This window comes from Pseudomonas saliphila, assembly GCF_008638345.1.
In the GTDB taxonomy this organism is placed as follows: Bacteria; Pseudomonadota; Gammaproteobacteria; order Pseudomonadales; family Pseudomonadaceae; genus Halopseudomonas; species Halopseudomonas saliphila.
Genome location: NZ_VTVA01000014.1, coordinates 22,024 through 44,900, shown reverse-complemented (window position 1 = coordinate 44,900; position 22,877 = coordinate 22,024). Strand labels below are relative to the sequence as shown.

At 58.6% G+C, this 22,877-nt stretch carries 18 protein-coding genes; 17 read left to right on the top strand and 1 reads right to left on the bottom strand.

Going from position 1 to position 22,877, the window contains the following annotated elements; genetic code table 11:
* Position 1 precedes the first annotated feature (1 nt).
* From FHK95_RS14630 to FHK95_RS14580, 11 genes are all read left to right on the top strand, one after another.
* Positions 2-364: an STAS domain-containing protein gene (locus tag FHK95_RS14630; protein ID WP_150305374.1), complete on the top strand. Its 363-nt coding sequence runs from the start codon at positions 2-4 to the stop codon at positions 362-364.
* On the top strand, positions 361-765 hold the full coding sequence (locus tag FHK95_RS14625) for an anti-sigma regulatory factor (RefSeq protein WP_150305373.1): 405 nt from the start codon (positions 361-363) through the stop codon (positions 763-765). Before FHK95_RS14630 ends, FHK95_RS14625 begins: the two co-directional genes overlap by 4 nt.
* The gene (locus FHK95_RS14620) at positions 762-1,766 is read left to right on the top strand and encodes a SpoIIE family protein phosphatase (RefSeq protein ID WP_150305438.1); all 1,005 of its coding nucleotides are present in this window, start codon (positions 762-764) and stop codon (positions 1,764-1,766) included. The genes FHK95_RS14625 and FHK95_RS14620 overlap by 4 nt, the downstream gene beginning before the upstream one ends.
* On the top strand, positions 1,759-2,604 hold the full coding sequence (locus FHK95_RS14615) for a sensor histidine kinase (RefSeq protein ID WP_150305372.1): 846 nt from the start codon (positions 1,759-1,761) through the stop codon (positions 2,602-2,604). Before FHK95_RS14620 ends, FHK95_RS14615 begins: the two co-directional genes overlap by 8 nt.
* Positions 2,597-4,537 (top strand): hybrid sensor histidine kinase/response regulator, encoded by a 1,941-nt coding sequence (locus FHK95_RS14610; RefSeq protein WP_150305371.1) that lies wholly within the window; start codon positions 2,597-2,599, stop codon positions 4,535-4,537. The genes FHK95_RS14615 and FHK95_RS14610 overlap by 8 nt, the downstream gene beginning before the upstream one ends.
* Positions 4,538-4,643: 106 nt before the next feature.
* The gene (locus tag FHK95_RS14605; RefSeq protein ID WP_150305370.1) at positions 4,644-5,024 is read left to right on the top strand and encodes a hypothetical protein; all 381 of its coding nucleotides are present in this window, start codon (positions 4,644-4,646) and stop codon (positions 5,022-5,024) included.
* A 93-nt stretch (positions 5,025-5,117) separates the two neighbouring features.
* A complete protein-coding gene (locus FHK95_RS14600; RefSeq protein WP_150305369.1) occupies positions 5,118-6,371 on the top strand; it encodes a TolC family protein in 1,254 nt (417 codons plus the stop codon).
* Entirely contained in the window at positions 6,368-7,588 is a 1,221-nt protein-coding gene (locus tag FHK95_RS14595; protein ID WP_150305368.1) for an efflux RND transporter periplasmic adaptor subunit, read from the top strand. Before FHK95_RS14600 ends, FHK95_RS14595 begins: the two co-directional genes overlap by 4 nt.
* Positions 7,578-10,703, top strand: coding sequence for an efflux RND transporter permease subunit (locus tag FHK95_RS14590; protein WP_150305367.1), 3,126 nt, complete (start codon positions 7,578-7,580; stop codon positions 10,701-10,703). Before FHK95_RS14595 ends, FHK95_RS14590 begins: the two co-directional genes overlap by 11 nt.
* Before the next feature lie 141 nt (positions 10,704-10,844).
* Positions 10,845-12,221 carry a heavy metal sensor histidine kinase gene (locus FHK95_RS14585; RefSeq protein WP_150305366.1) on the top strand — a complete coding sequence of 459 codons (1,377 nt, stop codon included), beginning with the start codon at positions 10,845-10,847 and terminating at the stop codon, positions 12,219-12,221.
* Between the two features lie 89 nt (positions 12,222-12,310).
* On the top strand, positions 12,311-13,615 hold the full coding sequence (locus FHK95_RS14580; RefSeq protein ID WP_150305365.1) for an ATP-grasp domain-containing protein: 1,305 nt from the start codon (positions 12,311-12,313) through the stop codon (positions 13,613-13,615).
* A 75-nt stretch (positions 13,616-13,690) separates the two neighbouring features.
* On the opposite strand, the gene FHK95_RS14575 is transcribed toward FHK95_RS14580, so the two are convergent.
* Positions 13,691-14,374, bottom strand: coding sequence for a heavy metal response regulator transcription factor (locus tag FHK95_RS14575; RefSeq protein WP_150305364.1), 684 nt, complete (start codon positions 14,372-14,374; stop codon positions 13,691-13,693).
* Between the two features lie 260 nt (positions 14,375-14,634).
* Between FHK95_RS14575 and FHK95_RS14570 the strand changes: the two genes are divergently transcribed.
* The 6 genes from FHK95_RS14570 (at position 14,635) to FHK95_RS14545 (ending at position 22,669) form a co-directional block, all read left to right on the top strand.
* Positions 14,635-16,443, top strand: coding sequence for a copper resistance system multicopper oxidase (locus tag FHK95_RS14570; protein WP_150305363.1), 1,809 nt, complete (start codon positions 14,635-14,637; stop codon positions 16,441-16,443).
* Positions 16,444-16,456: 13 nt separating this feature from the next.
* Entirely contained in the window at positions 16,457-17,581 is a 1,125-nt protein-coding gene (locus tag FHK95_RS14565; RefSeq protein WP_150305362.1) for a copper resistance protein B, read from the top strand.
* 44 nt (positions 17,582-17,625) lie between these two features.
* A complete protein-coding gene (locus FHK95_RS14560) occupies positions 17,626-18,255 on the top strand; it encodes a c-type cytochrome (protein WP_150305437.1) in 630 nt (209 codons plus the stop codon).
* A 38-nt stretch (positions 18,256-18,293) separates the two neighbouring features.
* Entirely contained in the window at positions 18,294-18,749 is a 456-nt protein-coding gene (locus tag FHK95_RS14555; protein ID WP_150305361.1) for a DUF305 domain-containing protein, read from the top strand.
* A gap of 325 nt (positions 18,750-19,074) precedes the next feature.
* Positions 19,075-20,574 carry an ATPase domain-containing protein gene (locus tag FHK95_RS14550; protein WP_150305360.1) on the top strand — a complete coding sequence of 500 codons (1,500 nt, stop codon included), beginning with the start codon at positions 19,075-19,077 and terminating at the stop codon, positions 20,572-20,574.
* A complete protein-coding gene (locus FHK95_RS14545) occupies positions 20,564-22,669 on the top strand; it encodes a hybrid sensor histidine kinase/response regulator (protein ID WP_150305359.1) in 2,106 nt (701 codons plus the stop codon). Before FHK95_RS14550 ends, FHK95_RS14545 begins: the two co-directional genes overlap by 11 nt.
* Positions 22,670-22,877 lie beyond the last annotated feature (208 nt).

The window sequence follows — 22,877 nt, the reverse complement described above, 5'->3', positions numbered from 1 at the left end:
CATGGAACGCATTCCGATACTCCGGATGGGTGAGATTCTACTCGTCACGGTCCAGGTAGAAATGCATGACCAGTTGGCGTTGACCCTGCAGGAGGATCTGGCCGAACGCATTAGCGCGACGGCGGCGCGGGGCGTGTTGATCGACATTTCTGCCCTGGAAATTGTCGACTCCTTCATCGGGCGAATGATCGCCAATATCTCCAGCCTCTCCAGAATCATGGATGCTCAGACTGTTCTGGTCGGTATGCAGCCGGCCGTGGCTATCACGCTGGTCGAGCTGGGCTTGAACTTGCCTGGCGTGGCGACTGCACTGAACGTTGACCGCGGAATGAAGCTGCTACTTGATAGTGCGCAGCGTCAATGAACATCAAAGACCAGGGCACGCGGCCCATCGTCACCGAACAGGATATCGTTCTCGCCCGTCAGGCCTGCCGCAAGTTGGCGCAGGATTGCGGGTTGCGTCTTGTGGCGCAGACCAAGCTGGTCACGGCTGTTAGCGAGCTGGCGCGCAACATGCTGGTGTATGGCGGCGGTGGCGACTTGCATTGGGAAATTTTGGAAGACGGATTGCGAAAAGGGATCAGGATCATTTTCCATGATGAGGGCCCCGGTATTGCTGACTTGCAGTTGGCAATGACTGACGGCTGGACCTCCGGGAATGGGCTGGGTCTCGGTCTGACGGGCGCCAAGCGCCTGGTCAATGAGTTCGATATCGAGACCGCGCCAGGCCAGGGCACTCGTATTTCGATCACTCAATGGAGCTGAATCTCGCAGGCACGCTCACTGAGGTCATTCCGATCGATGACGAGAGTCGGATTGGCCAGGCTCGCCGCTGCGCCAAGCATCTGGCCGAAGACCTCGGTTTCGACGAGGCCGATGCGGGTCGGGCGGCGCTGGTGGCGACCGAACTGGCCAGTAATGTCCTCAAGCACGCGAAAAGTGGCGAGCTGCATTGCCGTGTGGTGCCTGGCCGCGGCGGGCAGGGCGTCGAGCTTATTGCTATCGATCGCGGCCCGGGCTTTGACGCCCATCGTTGTCTACGCGATGGGTTCTCCACGGGGGGCACGCCGGGGGAAGGGCTGGGGTCCATTTCGAGACAGTCGCAGGTGATGGATATCTTTGCCGATGAGCGCGGCGCAGTGGTCATGACGCGCGTGTTCCCGCGCGGCGTGGCCGATCTGCGGATCGGGATCAATCAACATCCGATAATCAATGAGACCGCCTGTGGCGATGTGTGGCATCTGGGTATCAATGCTCACAACATCAGTGCCTTGCTTATTGATGGGCTGGGACATGGCGAAGCCGCAGAGGAGGCGGGTCGCTGCGGCAGTGCCGCCTTTGCGCTACGGCCGTTCGATCATCCGGACGCCCTGTTGGCTGATATGCACCGGGCCATGAACGGCACGCGGGGCGGGGCAGCGGCGATTGCGCAGTACGACAATGAGAGCGGGACGTTGCAGTTCGCCGGTATCGGCAACATAGGTGTGCGGTTGATTTCACCGCAGGGGTCGCGCGGTATGGCTTCGCATCCAGGCATCGTTGGCGTGCAGTATCGCAAGGCACATACTTTTACCTACGCTGAAGCCAATGCTCAGTTGCTGGTGATGTACAGCGATGGACTGCAGTCTCGTTGGGACCTGAACGATTATCCTGGGCTGCGTACACAGCACCCTGCCACCGTCGCGGCGGTGCTGTATCGGGATTTCTGCAGGGGGCGCGACGATGTCACCGTTATGGCTATAGATCTGGAGCTGCTCAATGCCTGAATCAAGTGAAACATCCCGCCTGCGCGCCGAGAACGAGGCTCTGCGGCTGGAGCTCGAGGAGACCAACCAGGGCGTTGTTGCGCTGTATTCCGAGCTGGATGCCCAGGCGGATGCGCTGAAGCAGGCGTCCGAGCTCAAAAGCCGCTTTCTGTCCTACATGAGCCATGAGTTTCGCACCCCGGTGGGGTCGATACTGAGCATCACCGGCTTGCTCAGGGATGAACTGGATGGGCCGCTGAACGATGAGCAGCAGAAGCAGGTCAAGTTTGTCAGTACCGCTGCGCAGGAATTGGCAGAGATGGTGAACGACCTGCTCGACCTGGCAAAGATTGAGGCGGGTCGCATCACCATCTCCCCGGCCTGGTTCGATATGTTCGACTTCTTCGCAGCCCTGCGCGGGATGTTTCGGCCAATCGTGGATACTGACGCGGTCGACCTGGTGTTCGAGGAGCCGGTCGGCGTGGACCGGTTGTATACCGACGACAAGAAGCTTGCTCAGATACTCAGGAACTTCATTTCCAATGCGTTGAAATTCACCCTGCGCGGGGAGGTTCGCGTGTCGGCGCAGATGGTTGACGAAGACAGGGTGCGGTTTTCGGTGAGCGATACCGGGATCGGTATTCCCGCTGAATTGCATGATCAGCTGTTCGAAGATTTCGTACAGATCGATTCGCCCTTGCAGAAACGACTGCACGGAACCGGGTTAGGGTTATCCCTTTGCAAGCGTTACGCCGCATTGCTGGGCGGACGCGTGGGCATTGAGAGCCAGCCAGGCGTGGGGTCAACCTTTTATGTGGTAATCCCAGTGTCACTGACTATGGAGACCCCCGATGAGTGAACGGCAGCTACTCGTCGTCGATGACAACGCCGCTACGCGCTATGCCATCCGCAGGCGGCTGGAGGCTCACGGTTACCGCGTGATCGAGGCGGGCAATGGTACTGACGGCCTGGCGGTGATTGATTCACAGCCAATCGATGCGCTGATCCTGGATATCAATCTGCCCGATATGAGCGGTTTCGATATTGCCCGCCGGCTGCGGGCTGATCCCCGCACGGCGGTGTTGCCGGTTATTCATGTGTCGGCGGCTTCCATCGAAACCGGGGATATCATCAATGGGCTGGAGTCCGGTGCAGATGCCTATCTGGTGCATCCGATCGACCCCGATGTGCTGATCGCGACGCTGGGCACGCTTTTGCGTGTGCGGGACACCGAGCGGGCGTTGAAGGAGCGGGAGGAACACTTCCGCGAGATCTTCGAGAACATCTCTGCGCCCATTGCTGTGGTCGATTCGTCCTTGAAGGTGCATAACAAGAACCAGGCGTTTTCCCGGCTCATAACCAAATGTCCTGGCGAGGACATGAGCAAGTGTATGGGCGATTCCCAGGATGAGCTGCTGGAGGTCATCCGGGCGCGGATCAAGGCGGGCGAGCGCTGGACCGGCACTGCAACCATGCGCGGGGCGTTCTCCGAGCGCATTACGCAGTGGCAGATAGCGCCGTACCGCGCGCCTGATCTGGCACTGGTTTTTATCGAGGATGTAACCGAGCGGCTGCAAAAGGAACGTAGCCAGGAGCAGCAGTTGGCCACGGTCAGCCACCAGCTCCAACACGAAGTCAAAGAGCGCGAGCGAACCGAGGCGCAGCTGCTGCAAGCTGGCAAGATGGATTCGCTGGGCAAGCTCACCGGCGGCATTGCGCACGATTTCAACAATCTGCTGACCAGTGTGATCATGAGCCTGGAGCTCATCAACGAGCGGGTGGCTGCTGGGCGCTATAACGAGATTAAGCGCTTCGCAGACACCGCACTGCAATCGGCCAAAAGTGGTGCGGGCCTGACCCACCGTTTGCTCGCCTTCGCCAGGCAGCAGCCGCTGGAGGCCAGGTCTGTCGACCTGAATGCGTTGATTCGCTCGCTCGACGACTTCATCCGCCGTTCGATTGGCGAGAGCATCACCCTGACCCTGCAATTGTCTCCGGACGCGGTGATCGCCTACGCCGACAGCAGTCAGCTTGAGAGCGCACTGATCAATCTGGTGGTCAACGCTCGGGATGCGATGCCCGAGGGTGGCCAGATATGGATAGGCACTGAGCTTGTCACCATCGAGCGCGATCCTGAGCTGGCGGATGGCCAATATGTTGCTCTCAGTGTCCGGGACAACGGCACCGGCATCGAGCCTGAGCTGCTGGAAAAGGTGTTCGACCCGTTCTTTACCACCAAGTCGATCGGCAAGGGCACCGGGTTGGGCTTGTCCATGTTGTATGGCTTTTCCCGTCAGTCCGGCGGTGTGACACGCGTATGCAGTGCGGTTGGCGAATTTACCGAGGTAATGCTGCTATTGCCGGTCGGTGAAAAAATGGATGAGGCGCCGACCGCTGACGAGGCGACCGCTCACGCCGCCGCAAGCGGGCATATCCTTGTGGTCGAAGATATCGTCGCCGTCAGTGCTGCCATCACTGAACGGCTGGCCGATGCCGGTTATCAGTGCACCCAGACAGACAATGTGGAATCCGCGCTGGCGCTGCTTCAGGGCGACGGGCCCATTGACCTGTTGTTGACTGATATTGGTCTGCCGCGGATGAATGGGCGCGAACTGGCGGCAGAGGCGCGGCGTCTGAGACCAACCCTGCCTGTGCTGTTCATGACCGGTTATGCGGAAAGTGCCAAGGACCGGAAAAACTTCAACGAACCCGGTTTCGATATTCTGCTGAAGCCATTCAACATTGATGAACTGCTCGGCAAGTTGTTGCGCCTGATGGCCAATCCTGGATGATCTGAAGAGCTGAGCGAAGCTGACACAAATGTAATGTCCGGCTCAGCGTACTGTCAGCCGAGCCTGATAGCCTTGGGTGTACCGGAACGTATTCAGAAAAGGATTTGTGGCGATTGCCTCGCATCTGCCACCCAAGACCATGATCAACTGTCGAAACCTGTTTCTTATTATTCTGATGCTGTTCGCGCTGCCCCTAACCGGGACGGCGGACGTCCAGCGTGCAGACACACGGCACGCGACCCATCAGTCGGGTTCTACCTTCGACAGCGCCATACTCAAGCTGGAAAATCGTACCCAGGAATGCCTCACTCAGGGTGACGGCAGCGTTGTGTGTGACACGGGCCTGGAGTGTCAGACCAGTAGCCTGTTCCAGCTCGCGCGCGGCAAGCTCGCCTTGCCCATGCTAAGCCCCCTCCCTTTGGTTTCCCTCCAGAGCCAGGCTCCGACCCGCGCGCCTGACAGCGTCTGGCATCCCCCTCGTAGCTGATTTCGCTCATGTTTGCAGGTTCATCTGACCCAGTCGGTCAGGTGGTTGAAGCGTGCCGCTGGCATGCGTCAGAACATTATCGGAATCAAACATATGAACCACCGAATCCTCGGGATGCATTCGTCCGCCGCTGTCCTGTTGGTTGGCCTGCTGATGGCGCCCGCTCTCTCGGCCGCGCTGACGCTTGAAGAAGCCCTCAGACTGGCCGAGCGCGAAGCACCTTCATTGGCTGCGCGCAATGCAGACCTGCTGGCTGCGCAAAGCTCGATTGGTCCGGCAGGCGAGCTGCCTGATCCGAAAGTGACGCTTGGCCTTCAGAGCGTGCCTATCGAAGGCGAAGCCAGCCTGCGACTGGACGCTGAACCAATGACCATGCAGATGGTTGGGCTGATGCAGGAAGTGCCCAATCGGGCCAAGCGGCGTGCACGCGTGCAAACCGCCGAAGCGACCGCAGCGCTGGCGCACGCTCAGCAGACAGTTGAACGCGTCAATATTCGTCAGCTGACGGCGCAGGCCTGGATCACCGCCATGGCCGCGGAACAGAAGCTGAAGATTTTCCAGCAGCTGTATGCCGAAAATCACCTGTTGTCCCGCGCCGTCCAGGCCAGGATCGCAGGGGGACGTGGCCTGACCACCGACAGTCTGTTACCCAAACAGGAAGCTGCCCAGTTGGCTGAGCAGGAAGATCTGTTAACGCGGGATCATGCCATAGCGCGTGCCGGGCTGCGGCGCTGGATCGGCGAAGTCGCGGGCATGCCGCTGGAAGGCAATTGGCCAACCTGGGGGGACGATATAGACCTCTATCGACACAACCTCAATCGCCATCCGGCGCTGATGGCGTTTGGTCCTATGGGCGAACGCGCAGAGGCGAGGATTGCGGAAGCCGTCTCGGATAAAAGACCTGACTGGGGATGGGGCGCGGAATATCAGCGCAGGGGCGGTGGTTTCGGCGACATGGTCAGCGTCAGTTTCAGTTTCGATCTGCCGGTCTTCCCTGGGGCCAGACAGGAGCCGAGAATCGCCGCCGAGCGCGCCCGTCTAGCCGGGCTGCAGGCGGAGCAGCAGGCCATGCTGCGTCAGTATGACCAACAGCTGGCAGAGGATGCCGCTGACCTGCAGCGGCTTAAGCAGGCCGTGGCCCGACTCGACGAGACCCTGCTCCCGCTCGCTGAGGAAAAGATCCGCCTGGCGATGGCCGATTACCGGTCCGGCAAGGGTGAACTCACCTCGGTAATCGACGCACGCGAGGAGCTTGTGACGTTGCGTATGCGGCGTGTCGACCTTTCTAGCGATCACTCACTCGTCAGTGCCCGTCTGTATTTTGCCTTTGGAGATGTCCAGCCATGACCTTTTCTATCAAGCGACTGGCTCTGCTGATGAGCCTGCCGATGCTACTTAATGTTGGCGTTGCCGGACTCATATTGGCCGCAGGTAACGTCCAGGCTCAAGCGGCTGAGCAGGAGGAACGAGAAGTCCTCTATTGGTACGACCCCATGTATCCGCAGGAGCGCTTTGACGCGCCGGGTCCATCGCCGTTCATGGATATGGAGCTGTTACCGCGTTATGCCGATGAAGGAGACGATGGCGCATCAGTAACCATCAACCCGAGAGTGATGCAAAACCTTGGCATGCGCACAGCGCCGGCCACACGGGAAACCATCAATCAGACCGTCGAAGCGGTCGGCAGCCTGATGTTTGATGAGCGTGATGTGGCGATTGTGCAGGCACGTAGCGGTGGCTTCGTCGAAAAGGTCTACGACCGGGCGCCGGACGATGTGATAGCGAAAGATGCGCCATTGGCAGATCTATTTGTGCCGGGTTGGGCCGCGGCGCAGGAGGAGTACCTGGCTTTACGCGGCATGAACGAGCCGCAGCTGGTTGCTGCGGCACGTCATCGTCTGCGTCTGGCTGGTGTGCCGGCTGAGGCGGTCGCGGAACTTGAGCGCACCGGCAAAGCGCGGTCGACCTGGACGGTCACCAGCCCCATCGCAGGTGTGCTTCGCTCGCTGGACGTCCGGGAAGGGATGACCCTGTCTGCCGGTGCGTTACTCGCACGCATTAACGGGTTGGAAAACGTCTGGCTGGAAGTGGCTGTTCCTGAGGCTCAAGTGGCCCAGCTAGCGGTTGGGCAGAGAGTCGAAGCCAGATTGCCTGCGTTTGAGGGCAAAAGCCTGGAGGGATCTATTGAGGCGGTATTAACCCAGGCGAACCTGGATAGCCGCACGGTAAGAGTCCGGATCGAGTTACCCAACCCAGACCTTCGCCTGCATCCCGGCATGACGGCGCACGTGACCCTGAGCAGGGATCAGGATTCTGCGTTGATGGTACCCGCTGAGGCATTGATCCGTACCGGTAGGCGCACGCTCATAATGCTTGCCGAAGGTGAGGGGCAATTCCGTCCAGTGGAGGTCCAACCCGGCCGGGAGTCAGGCAACAAGACTGAAGTCTTGAGTGGGTTGCAGGAAGGCCAGCAAGTGGTTGTCTCGGGGCAGTTTTTGCTGGATTCCGAAGCCAGCCTGCGTGGGTTGGTTGTTGAGCAGCTCGGGGGCGGCCATGATCACTAACATCATTCGCTGGTCGGTAACCAACCGTTTTCTGGTGCTGCTCGCCACCCTGTTTTCAGTTGTGTGGGGCGTGTGGGCGGTACAAAACACAGCCGTCGATGCACTGCCGGATCTGTCCGACGTGCAGGTCATTATCCGCACACCCTATGCCGGTCAGGCACCGCAAATTGTTGAGAGCCAGGTGACCTATCCGCTGACCACTACAATGTTGTCGGTACCGGGGGCGAAGACCGTACGCGGCTATTCGTTCTTTGGCGACAGCTACGTGTATGTCCTGTTCGAGGATGGCACGGACCTCTACTGGGCGCGCTCGCGCGTGCTGGAATATCTCAGCCAGGTGCAAAGTCGGCTGCCGGACGGTGTTGCGCCTACCCTGGGGCCGGATGCCACAGGGGTCGGCTGGATTTACCAGTACGCACTGGTGGACCGCACGGGCCAGCACGACCTTGCCCAGCTGCGGTCGTTGCAGGACTGGTTTCTGCGCTACGAGCTCAAGACCCTGCCGAATGTGGCGGAGGTGGCGACGATCGGCGGAATGGTCAAGCAGTATCAGGTGGTGCTCGATCCGGTGCGCATGGCTAGCCGCGAGGTGACACAACAGCAAATCATGCAGGCGATCAAGGCGAGCAATCAGGAAACCGGCGGCAGCGTTCTGGAGCTTGGTGAGAGCGAGTTCATGGTGCGGGCCTCGGGTTATCTTGAGTCTTTGCAAGACTTTCGCGATATTCCGCTGCGCCTGGATAGCGGCGGCGTGCCGGTAACGCTGGGTGATGTTGCGAACATTCAGCTGGGCCCGGAAATGCGCCGTGGGATTGGCGAGCTGGATGGGGAGGGTGAAGTGGTCGGCGGTGTGGTCATTCTGCGTAGCGGCAAGAACGCCCGCGAAACCATTACTGCTGTTGATGCCAAGCTGGGGGAGCTGAAAAAAAGCCTGCCCGAGGGCGTCGAGGTGGTCACCACCTATGATCGCAGCACACTGATAGACAACGCCGTAGAAAACCTCAGCCATAAGCTGCTGGAAGAGTTCATCATCGTGGCGCTGGTGTGCGTTCTATTTCTCTGGCATGTGCGCTCATCGCTGGTGGCCATTGTCTCGCTGCCGGTCGGCATTCTGATTGCTTTCATCATCATGCAGCGCCAGGGTATCAACGCGAACATCATGTCTTTGGGGGGTATTGCGATCGCAGTCGGTGCGATGGTCGATGCGGCGATCGTGATGATTGAAAACGCCCACAAACATATCGAGGCCTGGCACAAGAACAACGCCGACAGGAAGCTGGAAGGTGCCGAGCACTGGAAGGTCATCACCGATGCGGCGATCGAAGTCGGGCCGGCGCTGTTCTTCAGCCTGCTGATCATTACCCTGTCATTCATTCCAGTATTCACGCTCGAGGCGCAGGAAGGGCGCATGTTCGGCCCGCTGGCCTTCACCAAGACCTATGCCATGGCAGCGGCCGCAGGGCTGTCGGTCACCCTGGTTCCGGTGCTGATGGGCTACTGGATTCGCGGCAAGATCCCTGAGGAAGACCGCAACCCCATCAACCGTGGACTCATCCGGGTGTACCAGCCAGCGCTCGAAGCGGTGCTCCGTTGGCCCAAGGTCACCATAGCGGTCGCAGGACTCGTCTTTCTGACGGCCCTCTGGCCGATAACGCATTTGGGTGGAGAATTTCTGCCGCCGCTGGACGAAGGCGATCTGCTGTATATGCCGACGGCGCTGCCGGGGCTATCGGCGCGCAAGGCTTCAGAGCTTCTGCAGCAGACTGATCGTCTGATCAAAACCGTCCCCGAGGTGGCGCGGGTATTCGGCAAGGCAGGCCGTGCTGATACCGCGACCGATCCCGCACCCCTGACCATGTTCGAGACGACCATCCAGTTCAAGCCTAAAGACCAGTGGCGTCCAGGCATGACGCCCGAAAAACTGGTCAAGGAACTGGATCAGGCCGTTCAGGTGCCAGGCTTGGCCAATCTCTGGGTGCCACCCATTCGCAACCGCATTGATATGCTGGCCACCGGCATCAAGAGCCCGATAGGGGTCAAGGTGTACGGCGCTGATCTGGCGCAAATTGACAAGGTCGCTCAGTCCGTTGAGCGCATTGCCAGGACAGTGCCAGGTGTCAGTTCGGCGGTGGCCGACCGCATCACGGGCGGACGTTACATTGATGTCGACATCAATCGAGGGGCGGCGGCACGGTACGGGCTGAACATTGCTGACGTGCAAGCCATTGTCGCTGGCGCTGTCGGTGGCGCGAACATCGGTGAGACGGTAGAGGGCTTGGCGCGTTACCCGATCAGCTTGCGCTATCCGCGCGAGTGGCGTGACTCGCTCAGCGAGCTTCGTAACCTGCCGATCTATACGCCGCAGGGTAGCCAGATCACGCTGGGCAGCGTTGCGCAGATCAAGGTGACCGAGGGGCCGCCGATGCTGAAAAGCGAAAACGCCCGGTTAACGGGCTGGGTTTACGTTGACGTGCGTGACCGGGACATGGCCTCGGTGGTGGGCGATTTGCGTGCGAAAATCGAGGAAGAGGTGACGCTCGAGTCGGGTATGAGCATCAGCTATTCCGGACAGTTCGAGTTCATGGAACGTGCCAATGCAAAGCTTAAACTGGTCGTGCCGGCCACGCTGCTGATCATCTTCGTGCTGCTTTACCTTATTTTCAATCGCTTCAGTGAAGCCCTGTTGATCATGGCGACACTCCCGTTCGCGTTGACGGGCGGTGTGTGGTTCTTGTATCTGCTCGACTACAACCTGTCGATAGCGACGGGCGTTGGCTTCATTGCGCTGGCAGGTGTATCCGCTGAGTTTGGCGTCATCATGCTGCTGTATTTGACCAATGCCTGGGCGGATCACCGGCGCGCGGGACGCTCCGATACCCTGGCACTGGTGGACGCCATTCGAGAAGGCGCGGTGCAGCGCGTTCGGCCCAAAGCAATGACGGTAGCGGTTATCATCGCCGGGTTGCTGCCGATCCTGTTGGGCAGCGGTACCGGTAGCGAGATCATGAGCCGGATTGCCGCGCCGATGGTCGGCGGCATGATCACCGCGCCGCTACTCTCGCTCTTTGTGCTTCCGGCCGCGTATCTGTTGCTGAGACGCCGGGAGACTGCGTAGAACCCGCCGAACTGACGCCAGGCAGCGTTGGCGGCTTGCCGGATTCCGTCAACGCGGCCTATGGTGGCGGCGTGGCAACGATACGATGCTGTCCACGCACGGGCCATCTGCTGTGGGCTCATCATTGAACGAGAGGCAGAAATGGGTAGGTTGTCGCTACGCGGAAGGATGGCGTTTCTTTTCATCATGGTGGTGACCGCCGTGCTGACACTCGCAGCCATCAGCTTTGATTATTTTTGTCGTCTGCATTTCGAGCGGCAGGATGCCCAGCTGCTTGATCAGAGAGTCGCGCAGGTAAAAGCTATTCTCACGCGCGGAAGCGGGCTGGACGCGGCAATGGTGGCGGATATTGATCGCTTGATCGACACCTCGTTCGGTTTGGCTGCGGTGATCAAGCAGGGTGATCGGGTGGTGTATTCCCATCACAAATTGTCCGAGACGCTGGGGGCGCTGCTTAACCCAGGCCAAGATGATCGGTGGTTCATCGATCTGGAGGACAACCGTTACAGTGGTATCACCGAGCGCATCCAGGCGTGGTCTGGCGGGGAGGGGGGCACAATCCATCTGGCGCTGGATGTTACCCACCGCACGCACTTCTACGAAATGATTCGCCAGTGGTTTATCTACACGTTGGTGGTCAGCGCGATCCTCAGTGGCTTACTTGGTTTTGTCTTTATCCGCAGAGGGTTGGAGCCGATATCCAAACTGTCCCGAACCTCTTCCGTGATCACTGCGAACTGCCTGGATACCCGTATTTCAACCGAGTCAGTGCCAACTGAATTGCACGAACTTGTTGATAATTTCAACGCCATGCTTGAGCGACTCGATCAGTCCTTTTTACGGTTATCGAACTTCTCTGCCGATATAGCGCATGAGCTTCGCAGCCCGTTGAACAGCATGCTGACGCAGACTGAAGTCGCGCTGATGAAGGATCGCGACGCAGCGGACTACAAAGACACGCTGTTTTCGACGCTTGAAGAGCTCCGCCGAATGGCGCGCATGGTTGATGACATGCTGTTTCTCGCCAAGGCGGATAACGGCATGATTACACCCGATTTCGAGGATCACGATCTGGCGGAGGTCGCCGCGAGCGTATTGGAATACTACGAATACGCTGCCGACGAAAAAGGCATCAAACTCGTTGTGCACAGCGATGGTTCGGCGCATGTACGGGGAGATAACCTCATGCTGCGTCGGGCGATTTCCAACGTGATGTCGAACGCGGTGCGCTACGGGGAAGCGGGCACCGTCATTGATATCAATATCTCGAAGGCCGGTCCGTGGGTAGAACTCAAGGTAAGCAATCAAGGCCCAACCATCCCGTCTGAGCACATCGACAAGCTGTTCGATCGATTCTACCGGGTCGACAGCGCTCGGCGGGAGGGCAGTACGCTGAACGCCGGCCTGGGCATGGCGATCACCCAATCTATCGTGGAGGCGCATAAAGGGACCATCGTTTGTACCTCGACTGAAGGAATCACCAGCTTCGGGATGAAGCTGCCAGCAGAAGCAGTTTGAAGCCAGCACGTAACGCTATGCGAAATCTGTAACCTCGATGAAATTGCCACTGGGTCCAGTTCTTTTTCCCCGGAATTTGGACTTTGCTGATGACGCTGTCACACCTGACAAAGGACATTCTTTTGCACCCCACCCATGACTCGCCGGCACAGACAATAGCGAAAAGCCTCAATCAGCATTGCGCCTGTGCGACCCTAGATCGGCCCGCAGTGCTTCGCAATGTCGCCAACCAGCTGGGCGATAGTGCCGAAGACGTGCTGTCGAGTCCGGCCTGGAATCAATTCTTTTCAAATACTGCCGTCTTTGTTCCCAGCGAGGATCTGGACCGCATGATGGCCACTGTCCGAGCACTGGAAGCCGCTGCCGCGCTCCCTGATTATCAGCGTCGAGTCCTGTCGAGGGCTTCGCAAAGCGCTCAGGTCAACCCCGGGCCCGTGGGCGCCTTCATGGGCTATGATTTTCATCTCGGCGAGCAGAGCCCAAGCCTGATCGAGGTCAACACCAATGCGGGTGGCGCGTTTCTCAATGCCGAGCTGGCGCGGGCTCAGCTGCAATGTTGCGGTGGCAGGACGCGGATGGCTTGGGCTGAAGACTTTGATGCGGCGGTCATCGCCCAATTCGAAAGTGAATGGCGCTCCCAGCGGGGCAGCGGGCAACCGGAAAGTATTGCGATTATTGATGACCAACCTACCGAGCAATACCTTTACCCTGAATTCCGCCTGGCGCAGAAGCTGTTCCGGGATAATGGAATCGACGCTCGCATAGTGTCCCCCTCTGACCTCAGATATGAGTCGGGCGCCCTGTACAGCCACGACAAGCGAATAGACATGGTGTACAACCGGCTGGTCGACTTTGCCCTGGAGGCACCCGAACACGCTGCCCTGCGCTCGGCCTGGCTGGACGGAGGCGCTGTCATTACACCGAATCCATTTTCACATGCGCTGTTCGCAGACAAGCGTAATCTCGCCGAATGGTCCGCTCCGTCGACGCTTCAGGACTGGGGCTTGAACGCTGAAAGCATCGAGTTGCTTCGCGGCAGTGTGCCGCGCACCGTACTGGTTACCGCCAGTAACGCGGCTGAACTATGGCAACAGCGACGGGAATGGTTTTTCAAACCTGTGGCGGGTTATGGCAGCAAGGGCGCCTACCGGGGCAGCAAGCTCACCAAGGGCACGTTCGCCCAGATTGTGCAGAGTGAATATATTGCTCAGGCCTACGTGCCGCCCTCGGAGCGGCTGGTGCTGGTTGATGGCGAGCGCAAAATGCTGAAGGTCGACGTACGTCTGTACACCTATCGCGGCAACCTGATTCTGGCTGCGGCAAGGCTATATCAGGGGCAAACTACCAACTTTCGTACGCCCGGCGGCGGGTTTGCACCGGTATTTATTGAGTAGGACTTGAGCCCTTCAGTGTCTGCTGTTCCCTTAGCGTGCTAGCCACCTGACAGGCTTGCAAAACTCGCTTCAGGGTTAATCAGGTTCCTCGCCGTCGATAAAGTAGCCCATACCCCGCACCGTATGGATCAGCTTGACCGGGTAATCGTCGTCGATTTTTACCCGCAGCCTTCGAATGGCGACTTCGATAATGTTCGTGTCGCTGTCGAAATTGATATCCCAGACCTGCGAGGCAATGAGCGATTTGGATAACACTTCGCCACGCCGGCGTAGCAGCAGTTCCAGTAACTTGAATTCCTTGGCGGTCAGATCGATTCGCTTGCCGCCGCGCTCTGCTCTGCGCTTGAGCAGGTCTATCTGTAGGTCTTCTACGGTCAGTGTGGTCTGGACGGTGGTGCCGTTGCCGCGACGTAAAAGTGATCTGACCCGAGCGAGCAGCTCCGAGAACGCGAAGGGTTTGATCAGATAGTCATCGGCGCCCAGCTCCAGCCCTTTGACGCGATCTTCCACACGGTCTCTGGCTGTGAGAAACAGGGTAGGGGTAGCATCCCCACCGGCACGAACATGCTCCAGCACCTGCCAGCCATCCAGCCCCGGCATCATCACATCCAGAATCAGAAGGTCATATTGCTCGTTAAGAGCTTGCTGGGCCGCATCAATGCCGTTGGTAACCAGGTCGACCACAAACCCGGCCTCACTCAGACCTTGCTTTAAGTAAATGCCGGTTTTCGGCTCATCTTCTGCAACCAGGATTTTCACAATCAGGTTCCTTGGCGATAGCGCATCGTTCAGCTCTCATCGCAGCTGTCATTGCCCTGCCTACCGCACAGGAATGTCATCCACGGAGATTGAATGTGCAGCCTCGAGTGTACAGCCATACTAGCGGTCCACGGCTCGCCATAGCCCTAGCTGACACAAATGTAATCATGCGGTGCCTGGGGATGTGGCAGATTCGGACACACGCTGCCGCGCTGCAGCGGATCAATCAGATTTCAACAGGCTCACGGAGCATACGGTTAATGCAATACAAGACTTCGAGACGGACCTTCGTCAAGGGTATGGTCGCGACCGGACTGTTTGGAGGATTGGGGTTGTGGCGCTCCCCCGTGTGGGCTCTGACCAGTCCTGGACAACCCACGGTATTGGCCGGGACCGACTTTGACCTGGTCATAGGTGAAACGCCGGTAAACATCACCGGTCGTCCTCGAACGGCACTGACCATTAACGGCACTGTGCCTGGCCCGTTGCTGCGGTGGCGCGAAGGCGACACCGTCACGCTCCGCGTTGCCAATCGGCTCAAGGAAGATACCTCTATCCATTGGCACGGCATCATTCTGCCGGCCAATATGGACGGTGTGCCGGGCCTGAGCTTTCATGGCATCGCCCCTGATGGCATGTATGAATACCGCTTCCAGGTCAATCAGAGCGGCACCTACTGGTATCACAGCCACTCCGGTTTCCAGGAACAGGCTGGTGTATACGGCCCCCTGGTTATCGACCCCAAGGACCCGGAGCCCTTCGATTACGACCGCGACTATGTCGTCATGCTGACTGACTGGACTGACGAAAGCTCTGAGGCCGTCATGGCCAAGCTGAAGAAGCAGTCCGATTATTACAACTTCAACCAGCGCACTGTGGGTGACTTCCTTGAAGATGTAAGGAGCGACGGGCTGGGCGCGACGCTTGCCGACAGAAAAATGTGGGCGCAGATGAAGATGAGCCCAACGGACCTGGCGGATATCAGTGGCTACACCTACACCTACCTGATGAACGGTCAAGCGCCCAACGGCAATTGGACCGGGGTGTTCAAACCCGGCGAAAAGCTTCGCCTGCGCTTTATCAACGGCTCAGCCATGAGCTACTTCGACGTACGCATTCCCGGACTGAAGATGACCGTGGTCGCGGCGGATGGCCTGCATGTTGATCCGGTCAGCGTCGACGAATTCCGCATAGCGGTAGCCGAAACCTACGATGTAATCGTCGAACCTGAAGATGAACAGGCGTACACCATTTTTGCCCAGTCGATGGACCGTACCGGCTTTGCGCGGGGCACGCTGGCGGTTCGCGAAGGATTGAGCGCACCGGTTCCCGAAACAGACCCGCGCCCCGAGCTCAGCATGCAGGACATGGGTATGGATCACGGGAGCATGGCCGGTATGGCCGACATGGATCACGGCGCCGACCAACCGGCGGCGGACATGGACCACAGTCAGATGGACCATGGCGCTATGACGGGTGACATGGACCATAGCCAGTCGAGCACCACGGATCATGCTGCCAATGAGGCGACAGGAGCGATGCAGCAGCATCCACCCAGCGAAGACGGCAATCCACTGGTCGATATGCAGACCATGATGCCGACCCACAAGCTGGACGATCCGGGGTTGGGCCTGCGCGACAATGGTCGGCGTACGCTGACCTACGCTGATCTTCGCAGTAGCTTCCCCGATCCGGATGGTCGCGAGCCGAGTCGAACCATCGAGCTGCATCTTACCGGTCACATGGAGAGATTCTCTTGGTCCTTTGATGGTGTGGAATTCTCAGATGCCGAGCCGCTGCTACTGACCTATGGCGAGCGCGTCCGCATCACGCTGGTTAACGACACGATGATGACGCACCCGATCCATCTGCATGGCATGTGGAGCGACCTGGAGGACGAGAACGGACAGTTCATGGTGCGCAAACACACCATTGATATGCCCCCAGGATCCAAGCGCAGCTATCGCGTGACAGCCGACGCCCTGGGGAGATGGGCCTATCACTGCCACCTGCTGTTTCACATGGAAATGGGGATGTTTCGTGAAGTCCGTGTCGATGAGCGAACCTGAAGGAGCCGCAACGATGAATCTTTGCACGCGCAAGCGTTTTACCCGCAGCGCCTTGAAGGCTGCGCTGCTGCTGAGCATTATTCCCGTCCAGACTGCTCTGGGAGCCGAGGAACACGCTGGACACCACAGTACCGAATCAGTTGAGCGTAACGTTCAGTCGTCGTCCGAAGGACACGGCGAGCACACGGAACATGGCTCCCCCAGCAATGAACATGGCGACATGCATGACGAGCCGATGGAACATGAACCGGTGCAACAGGAAATGGACCACAGCCAGATGGGACATGACTCGATGGATCACGGAGCGATGGACCACGGCCAGATGGAACAGGAGCCGGCCGAGCACGGCGAGATGGATCATAGTCAAATGGGGCACGGCTCTCCGGCCGCGACCCGCCCTGATGGTGCGTATCTGAACGGAAAGGCGCTGCCCGCGTTTATTCCGGCTCTGACGGATGCCGGTCGCGCCGCTGCGTTTCCGGCTATTCAGGGACACACCGTGCACGACAAAAAGCCTTTCGGTCTATTGTTGTTTGATCAGCTCGAATATCAGGATGCGGATGAAGGAAGCGCTCTGGCGTGGGAGGTTTCCGGGTGGTGGGGCGGGGACATCGACCGGCTCTGGGTGCGCTCCGAGGGTGAGCGGACCAACGGCGTGACTGAGGATGCGGAGCTGCAGCTGCTTTGGGGGCACGCTATCGGCCCTTGGTGGGAGGTGGTCGGCGGCGTGAGACAAGACTTCAAGCCGGGCTCACCTCAGACCTGGGCCGCTCTGGGCGTACAGGGCATGGCACTGTATGGGCTGGAAGTACAGGCGACCGGTTACCTGGGTGAAGGCGGACAGACCGCTGCCCGTCTGGAAGGTGAGTACGACATCCTGCTGACCAACCGTCTGGTGCTGCAGCCGGTGGCTGAGCTGAATTTCTATGGCAAGGATGATCCCGCGCGTGGGGTAGGCTCCGGCCTGAGTGAAGTGGAAGCCGGTTTGCGCCTTCGCTATGAAATAGTGCGCGAGTTCGCGCCCTATATCGGCGTGAGTTGGGGGCGGTCCTTTGGAGAAACGGCCGATATCGCCCGGCGGGAGGGAGAAAAAACAGAGGAAGCGCGCTTTGTAGCGGGGGTGCGGATGTGGTTCTGAACCCTAAAAAGGCAGTCATTGGCACCCTGGCGGTTACCTTCGTCATGGCGGCTGGCACGGTGGCTGGAGTGGTTTATTCTGGTTTGGTCAATGTGGCCGCCGATGCGCCGCATTCGGCGGTTGTTTACGCGTTGCTCGAAACGGCACGAAACCGGTCTATAGCGGTACGTTCGGCCAATATCGATGTGGTTGATCTCGATTCTGCCGCGATGCTGCAGGCTGGCGCGGGCAACTATGATGCAATGTGCGCCAGCTGCCACCTGGTCCCCGGGCAAACTTCCACCGAGCTGAGCCTGGGCCTGTACCCGACACCCTCTGATTTTACGCAAGCCAGCCCAAGCGAAGACCCCGCGCGCACATTCTGGATCATCAAACACGGTATCAAGTCCACGGCCATGCCCGCCTGGGGTACCAGCATGGATGACCAGTACATCTGGGAGCTGGTGGCATTTGTCCAGGAGCTTCCGTCCCTGAGCGCATCGCAATATCAATCACTGGTCGAATCGAGCGGCGGGCATCAGCATGGCGGCGGGGAAAGCCCCCAGCACGGGGGCCACCATGACGGCGGCGCAGCCGAGACGGAGCACCATAAGGAGCAACCGGGCGAGCCCGCGCCGGCCAAGGCAACCACTCATATTCATCCCGACGGCAAGAAACATCTGCATCAAAACTGAGTCAACAGAATAACTTACCAACAATTAAGGAACTCTTTATGAGCATGTCCTATTGGCGGTTTGGCGCGATGATTACCACATCAACGATCATCATGTATGGCGTGATGTATTTGAACACCTACGCGCTGGAGCACGTGACGTGGAGCCAGACCCGAGCCTGGATGGCGCTGGTGATGGGTGCAGTCATGGCGGTGGTGATGTTGAGCTTTATGCTCGGCATGTATAAGAACAAGGCGATAAACAGCGCTATTGTCGGTGCCAGTGTCGTGCTGTTTTCTGTCGCCTTATGGCTTGTGCGCAGCCAGGCTACCGTTGACGACGTGGATTACATGAAAGCAATGATCCCGCACCACTCGATTGCGATCCTGACCAGCGAGCGGGCGCAGATTGCTGATCCCCGGGTGCGTGAGCTGGCGGATGAGATCATCGAGGCGCAACGCCGCGAAATAGCCGAAATGGAAGATCTGATACGCGACCTGGAGGGCACTGACTGAGGCGCATTGTCTCGCAGGGGAGTACTGCGAAGACGCCCGTTGGTTGCTGACGCATTAGCAGGTGAGCACGTAACGCAACCGATCGACCTCTGCGATGTCTGAAGAATTATCTGGCAACCGGCAAACCGGTTGTTTCTTTGTTGCGCACAGCGTGTCTGGTTGTCCTTCGAAGCCCAATTACAGGTCGAGTTCTGGAGTGGCAACCAGCCAGATCGGGTCCCGACCCAGCTGGGAATCCAGTTGGCGAGTCGGAAGGTGCGTTGCATACTTGTACCAAGGCAAGGCATTCCTTGGTGGGGCTAGTCCCCTTGCAAGAGGTAAATAGATGGTAAACGCACGGCCAATCGTCTCCACTGGCAATACGGGATTTGATTCAATTCTCAAGGGCGGATTGCCCTGCAACAGGCTTTATCTACTCGAGGGCACGCCTGGCTCTGGCAAGACCACACTGGGCCTCCAATTCCTGCGTACTGGCGTTGCAGCAGGTGAACCGGTGCTCTATATCACGTTATCGGAAACGGCTGAGGAGCTGGAAAGCGTAGCGCATTCGCATGGATGGTCTCTGGAGGGGATCACCCTGTTCGAATTTGCTTCCACGGCAGAGGTGCTCGGCGAGGTCTATGAGCAATCCATCCTGCATCCATGGGAAGCTGAGCTGGGTAATACCATCAAGCTGATTCAGGAGCGGGTGGATGCGTTGCAACCCAAGCGACTGGTATTCGACAGCCTCTCTGAAATGCGGCTGCTGGCGCAGGATCCGCTGCGCTACCGTCGGCAAGTGCTTGCGCTCAAACAGTATTTCGCTGGCCGGGATATAACCGTGTTGCTGCTGGATGACATGACCGGCTCCGGCGGTGAATGTGACAATCATCTGCATAGCCTCTGTCATGGGGTGATCACCCTCGAAAGATTGACCCTGGATTTTGGCGCGGCGCGCCGGCGCCTGCAGGTTCAGAAACTGCGCGGCGTGGACTTTGTGGCTGGGTTTCACGATTTTGAAATTCGCAAGGGCGGCCTTGAGGTGTATCCCCGCCTGATTGCTTCCAATCACCAGGTTGTGTTTGCTGGCGATGCGGTGAAGAGTGGCATCCCGGGGCTGGATGAGTTGCTCGCCGGCGGGCCATTGAAGGGCACCAGTACCTTGATTACCGGTCCGGCGGGGGCAGGCAAAACCACGTTGGCGCTGGTCTATCTCGCCGAGGCCTGTCGGCGCGGTGAGAAATGCACGATCTACGAGTTTGATGAGCGCATCGCCACGCTGGTCGCTCGGGCAGATAGCATGGGCCTGGGTTTCAGTCAGCATATTGCGGATGGTTTGTTGGTCATCCAGCAAATCAATCCGGCGGCGATTTCTCCGGGCGAGTTCGCCTGGCGGGTCCGTTGTGAAGTGGAAGAGCGTGGCAGCACCATGATCGTGGTCGACAGCCTCAACGGATATATGGCGGCCATGCCTCAGGAACAACAACTCATCTTGCAGATGCACGAGTTGCTGTCCTATCTGAGTCAACTGGGCGTTGTGACCTTTCTGATCAATCCGCAGCATGGGCTGGTCGGTTCAATGTCGAGCAACCTGAATATCTCCTACGTGGCGGACTCGGTGGTGCTGATACGCTTCTTTGAAGCGCACGGGCGATTGCGTAAAGCCTTGTCGGTATTGAAGCATCGCGGCGGTGCCCATGGAGACGCCATTCGCGAACTGCGGATCGATTCCCACGGCGTGCGTGTGGGCGAAGCCTTGATCGATTTTCGCGGCGTCCTGTCGGGGACGCCTGAGTACCACGGGGCGGGTAGCCCTCTGATGGAAGAGCGACAGCGTGAGGACTGAGCAACAATCTGAAACCAGGACCTTGTCCATCGTCGCTCCCTTCAAGGGGGATGCGCTCAGTCTGAGCAGGCTATTCGACAAGAAGTATTCCATATCCGTACATCCGGACCTGGGCGCATTGTCGACGACATTGGGTGGCGACACGGGGCTGGTGATTCTTACTGAGGAAGCGCTGCTGGGAAATGTTGCCAGCCTTGGCGAGGCGTTGAGCAAGCAGGAAAGCTGGTCGGATATTCCGATCATTCTGCTTGCCTCGAACAATGGCCGTTCTGGTCGCGATACCGAGACAGCGAGACGTCGGCTGCCAGCCTCGGCGGGTTACGTTATTGTGCTTGAACGTCCTCTGAGTTCCGCATCGCTTCTGAGTGCCGTCGATGCGGCCTGGAGTTCGCGGGAAAGGCAGTTCGACATGCGTGATCGCCTTGCCGAACTGGCGGAAGAGCGGGGACGCCTTAATATCCTGTTGGAAAATGTGCCGGTGGGCATTTCTTTCATGGATTCGAACGGCCGCTCGGTCATCAGCAATCCGCTTTTTCGACAATACCTTCCGCAGGGGATCATTCCCTCCCGACGCCCCGAATTAGCCGCGCGCTGGGTCGCACTCGACGCTGACGGCAGAAAACTTGAACCGCAGATGTTCCCGGGCGCCAGGGCCTTGAGAGGCGAGCCTATCAAGGGAGTAGATTTCTGCCATAGCTCGGCCAATGGTGGTGAATCCTGGATGCGCGTCAGTGCCGTGCCATTGTTCGATGACAACCAGAAGATCATCGGGGCGGCTTCGGTGATTCTCGACATCAACGAAGAGAAACAGGCCGAGCTGGCGCTGAGGCGCTTCAATGAAGAACTCGAAATTCAGGTGCAGGCCCGGACTCACGAGCTCAACGCCGCGATCGAACGGTTGCGCACTGAAAGCGATGAAAGAGCGCGGGCTGAAGAGCAGCTCAGACACTCCATGAAAATGGAAGCAGTCGGCCAGTTGACCGGCGGGATCGCCCACGACTTCAACAATATGCTGACCGGCGTGATCAGTGCGCTGGAACTGATCAAGATGCGTATGGCGAAGGGCAAACTCGATGATGTGGCGCGGTTCATGGGTGCAGCAACCACCTCGGCCCAGCGGGCTGCAGCCCTGACTCAGCGGCTGCTGGCGTTTTCCAGACGCCAGCCGTTGGATGCCAAGCCGTTATCCATCAACCAACTCGTCGCTGCGCTCAAGGACCTGCTTCAGCGAACCGTCTCCGAGCAGATATGCTTAAACCTTGAGCTGTGCAGTGAGGACCCGTGGATCTGCGCCGATGCCAACCAGATTGAGAACGCCATTCTCAACCTTGTGATCAATGCCCGTGATGCAATGCCCGGCGGCGGGACCCTGTCGATCCGTACCCGGCTTGAAAAACACCTCGGGTTGAACAGCGCCGGGGCCAATGAAAGCGGCCAGGTATGCATCGAGGTTCAGGACACGGGATGTGGCATTCCTGAACACGTGCTTGGCAAGGTCACGGAGCCTTTCTTTACGACCAAACCCATAGGGCAGGGCACCGGACTCGGCTTATCGATGGTCTACGGCTTCGCCCAGCAAAGTAACGGTCGGCTGTCGATCAATAGCGTGCCGGATGCGGGTACGACTGTCTCGATATGGCTGCCCGAGCAGTCAAGAATCGATTCGGTTTCCTCACCCACCCCAGAGGTGGCTGCTGCCGGAAGTGGACAGTCCATCCTGCTGGTGGAGGATGATGATTCGGTACGCTTGATCAATCAGGAAGTGCTGGAGGAGCTCGGTTATCGAGTGTGCGTCGCCTGCGACGGCGATGAGGCGCTGGAACATTTCCATGCGCTGGAGCAGGTTGATCTGCTGGTGACAGACGTCGGCTTGCCGGGCATGAACGGACGTCAACTGGCCGAACTCCTGCAGCAGTTGCAGCCGCGGTTGCCGGTGTTGTTTTTGACGGGCTACGCTGAAAGTGCCATGGATCAGGGTAACTTCCTGGGGCCCTATATGCAGCTGCTGACCAAGCCATTGACGCTGGACGTATTGGCTGGCCGAGTGGCCAGTATGCTGGCAACCCAGCCGCTCACTACCGAGGTTGAGTCGTAGGCCCAAGCCTGTGCATGAATCAGCCTCGGTGCCTAGTTGCTCGCCGCCTCAACAAGCGAGCGCGTGGCTATCATGGTTATGTGAGCGCTGAAAGCGCCTGAAATAGATCCTCAAAATACACCGATTGGTTATATGGAGAAGAAGTATTTAGAAAATTGCTATTAGTTACAATATAACATTAGGTATAGTGCGCATCCTCACGGCGTTC

Excerpts from the sequence above, each read along its gene's own strand:
- FHK95_RS14630 (WP_150305374.1), top strand. The coding sequence starts at position 2 with ATGGAACGCATTCCGATACTCCGGATGGGTGAGATTCTACTCGTCACG.
- FHK95_RS14625 (WP_150305373.1), top strand. The coding sequence starts at position 361 with ATGAACATCAAAGACCAGGGCACGCGGCCCATCGTCACCGAACAGGAT.
- FHK95_RS14615 (WP_150305372.1), top strand. The coding sequence starts at position 1,759 with ATGCCTGAATCAAGTGAAACATCCCGCCTGCGCGCCGAGAACGAGGCT.
- FHK95_RS14610 (WP_150305371.1), top strand. The coding sequence starts at position 2,597 with ATGAGTGAACGGCAGCTACTCGTCGTCGATGACAACGCCGCTACGCGC.
- FHK95_RS14600 (WP_150305369.1), top strand. The coding sequence starts at position 5,118 with ATGAACCACCGAATCCTCGGGATGCATTCGTCCGCCGCTGTCCTGTTG.
- FHK95_RS14595 (WP_150305368.1), top strand. The coding sequence starts at position 6,368 with ATGACCTTTTCTATCAAGCGACTGGCTCTGCTGATGAGCCTGCCGATG.
- FHK95_RS14590 (WP_150305367.1), top strand. The coding sequence starts at position 7,578 with ATGATCACTAACATCATTCGCTGGTCGGTAACCAACCGTTTTCTGGTG.
- FHK95_RS14585 (WP_150305366.1), top strand. The coding sequence starts at position 10,845 with ATGGGTAGGTTGTCGCTACGCGGAAGGATGGCGTTTCTTTTCATCATG.
- FHK95_RS14580 (WP_150305365.1), top strand. The coding sequence starts at position 12,311 with ATGACGCTGTCACACCTGACAAAGGACATTCTTTTGCACCCCACCCAT.
- FHK95_RS14570 (WP_150305363.1), top strand. The coding sequence starts at position 14,635 with ATGCAATACAAGACTTCGAGACGGACCTTCGTCAAGGGTATGGTCGCG.
- FHK95_RS14565 (WP_150305362.1), top strand. The coding sequence starts at position 16,457 with ATGAATCTTTGCACGCGCAAGCGTTTTACCCGCAGCGCCTTGAAGGCT.
- FHK95_RS14560 (WP_150305437.1), top strand. The coding sequence starts at position 17,626 with ATGGCGGCTGGCACGGTGGCTGGAGTGGTTTATTCTGGTTTGGTCAAT.
- FHK95_RS14555 (WP_150305361.1), top strand. The coding sequence starts at position 18,294 with ATGAGCATGTCCTATTGGCGGTTTGGCGCGATGATTACCACATCAACG.
- FHK95_RS14550 (WP_150305360.1), top strand. The coding sequence starts at position 19,075 with ATGGTAAACGCACGGCCAATCGTCTCCACTGGCAATACGGGATTTGAT.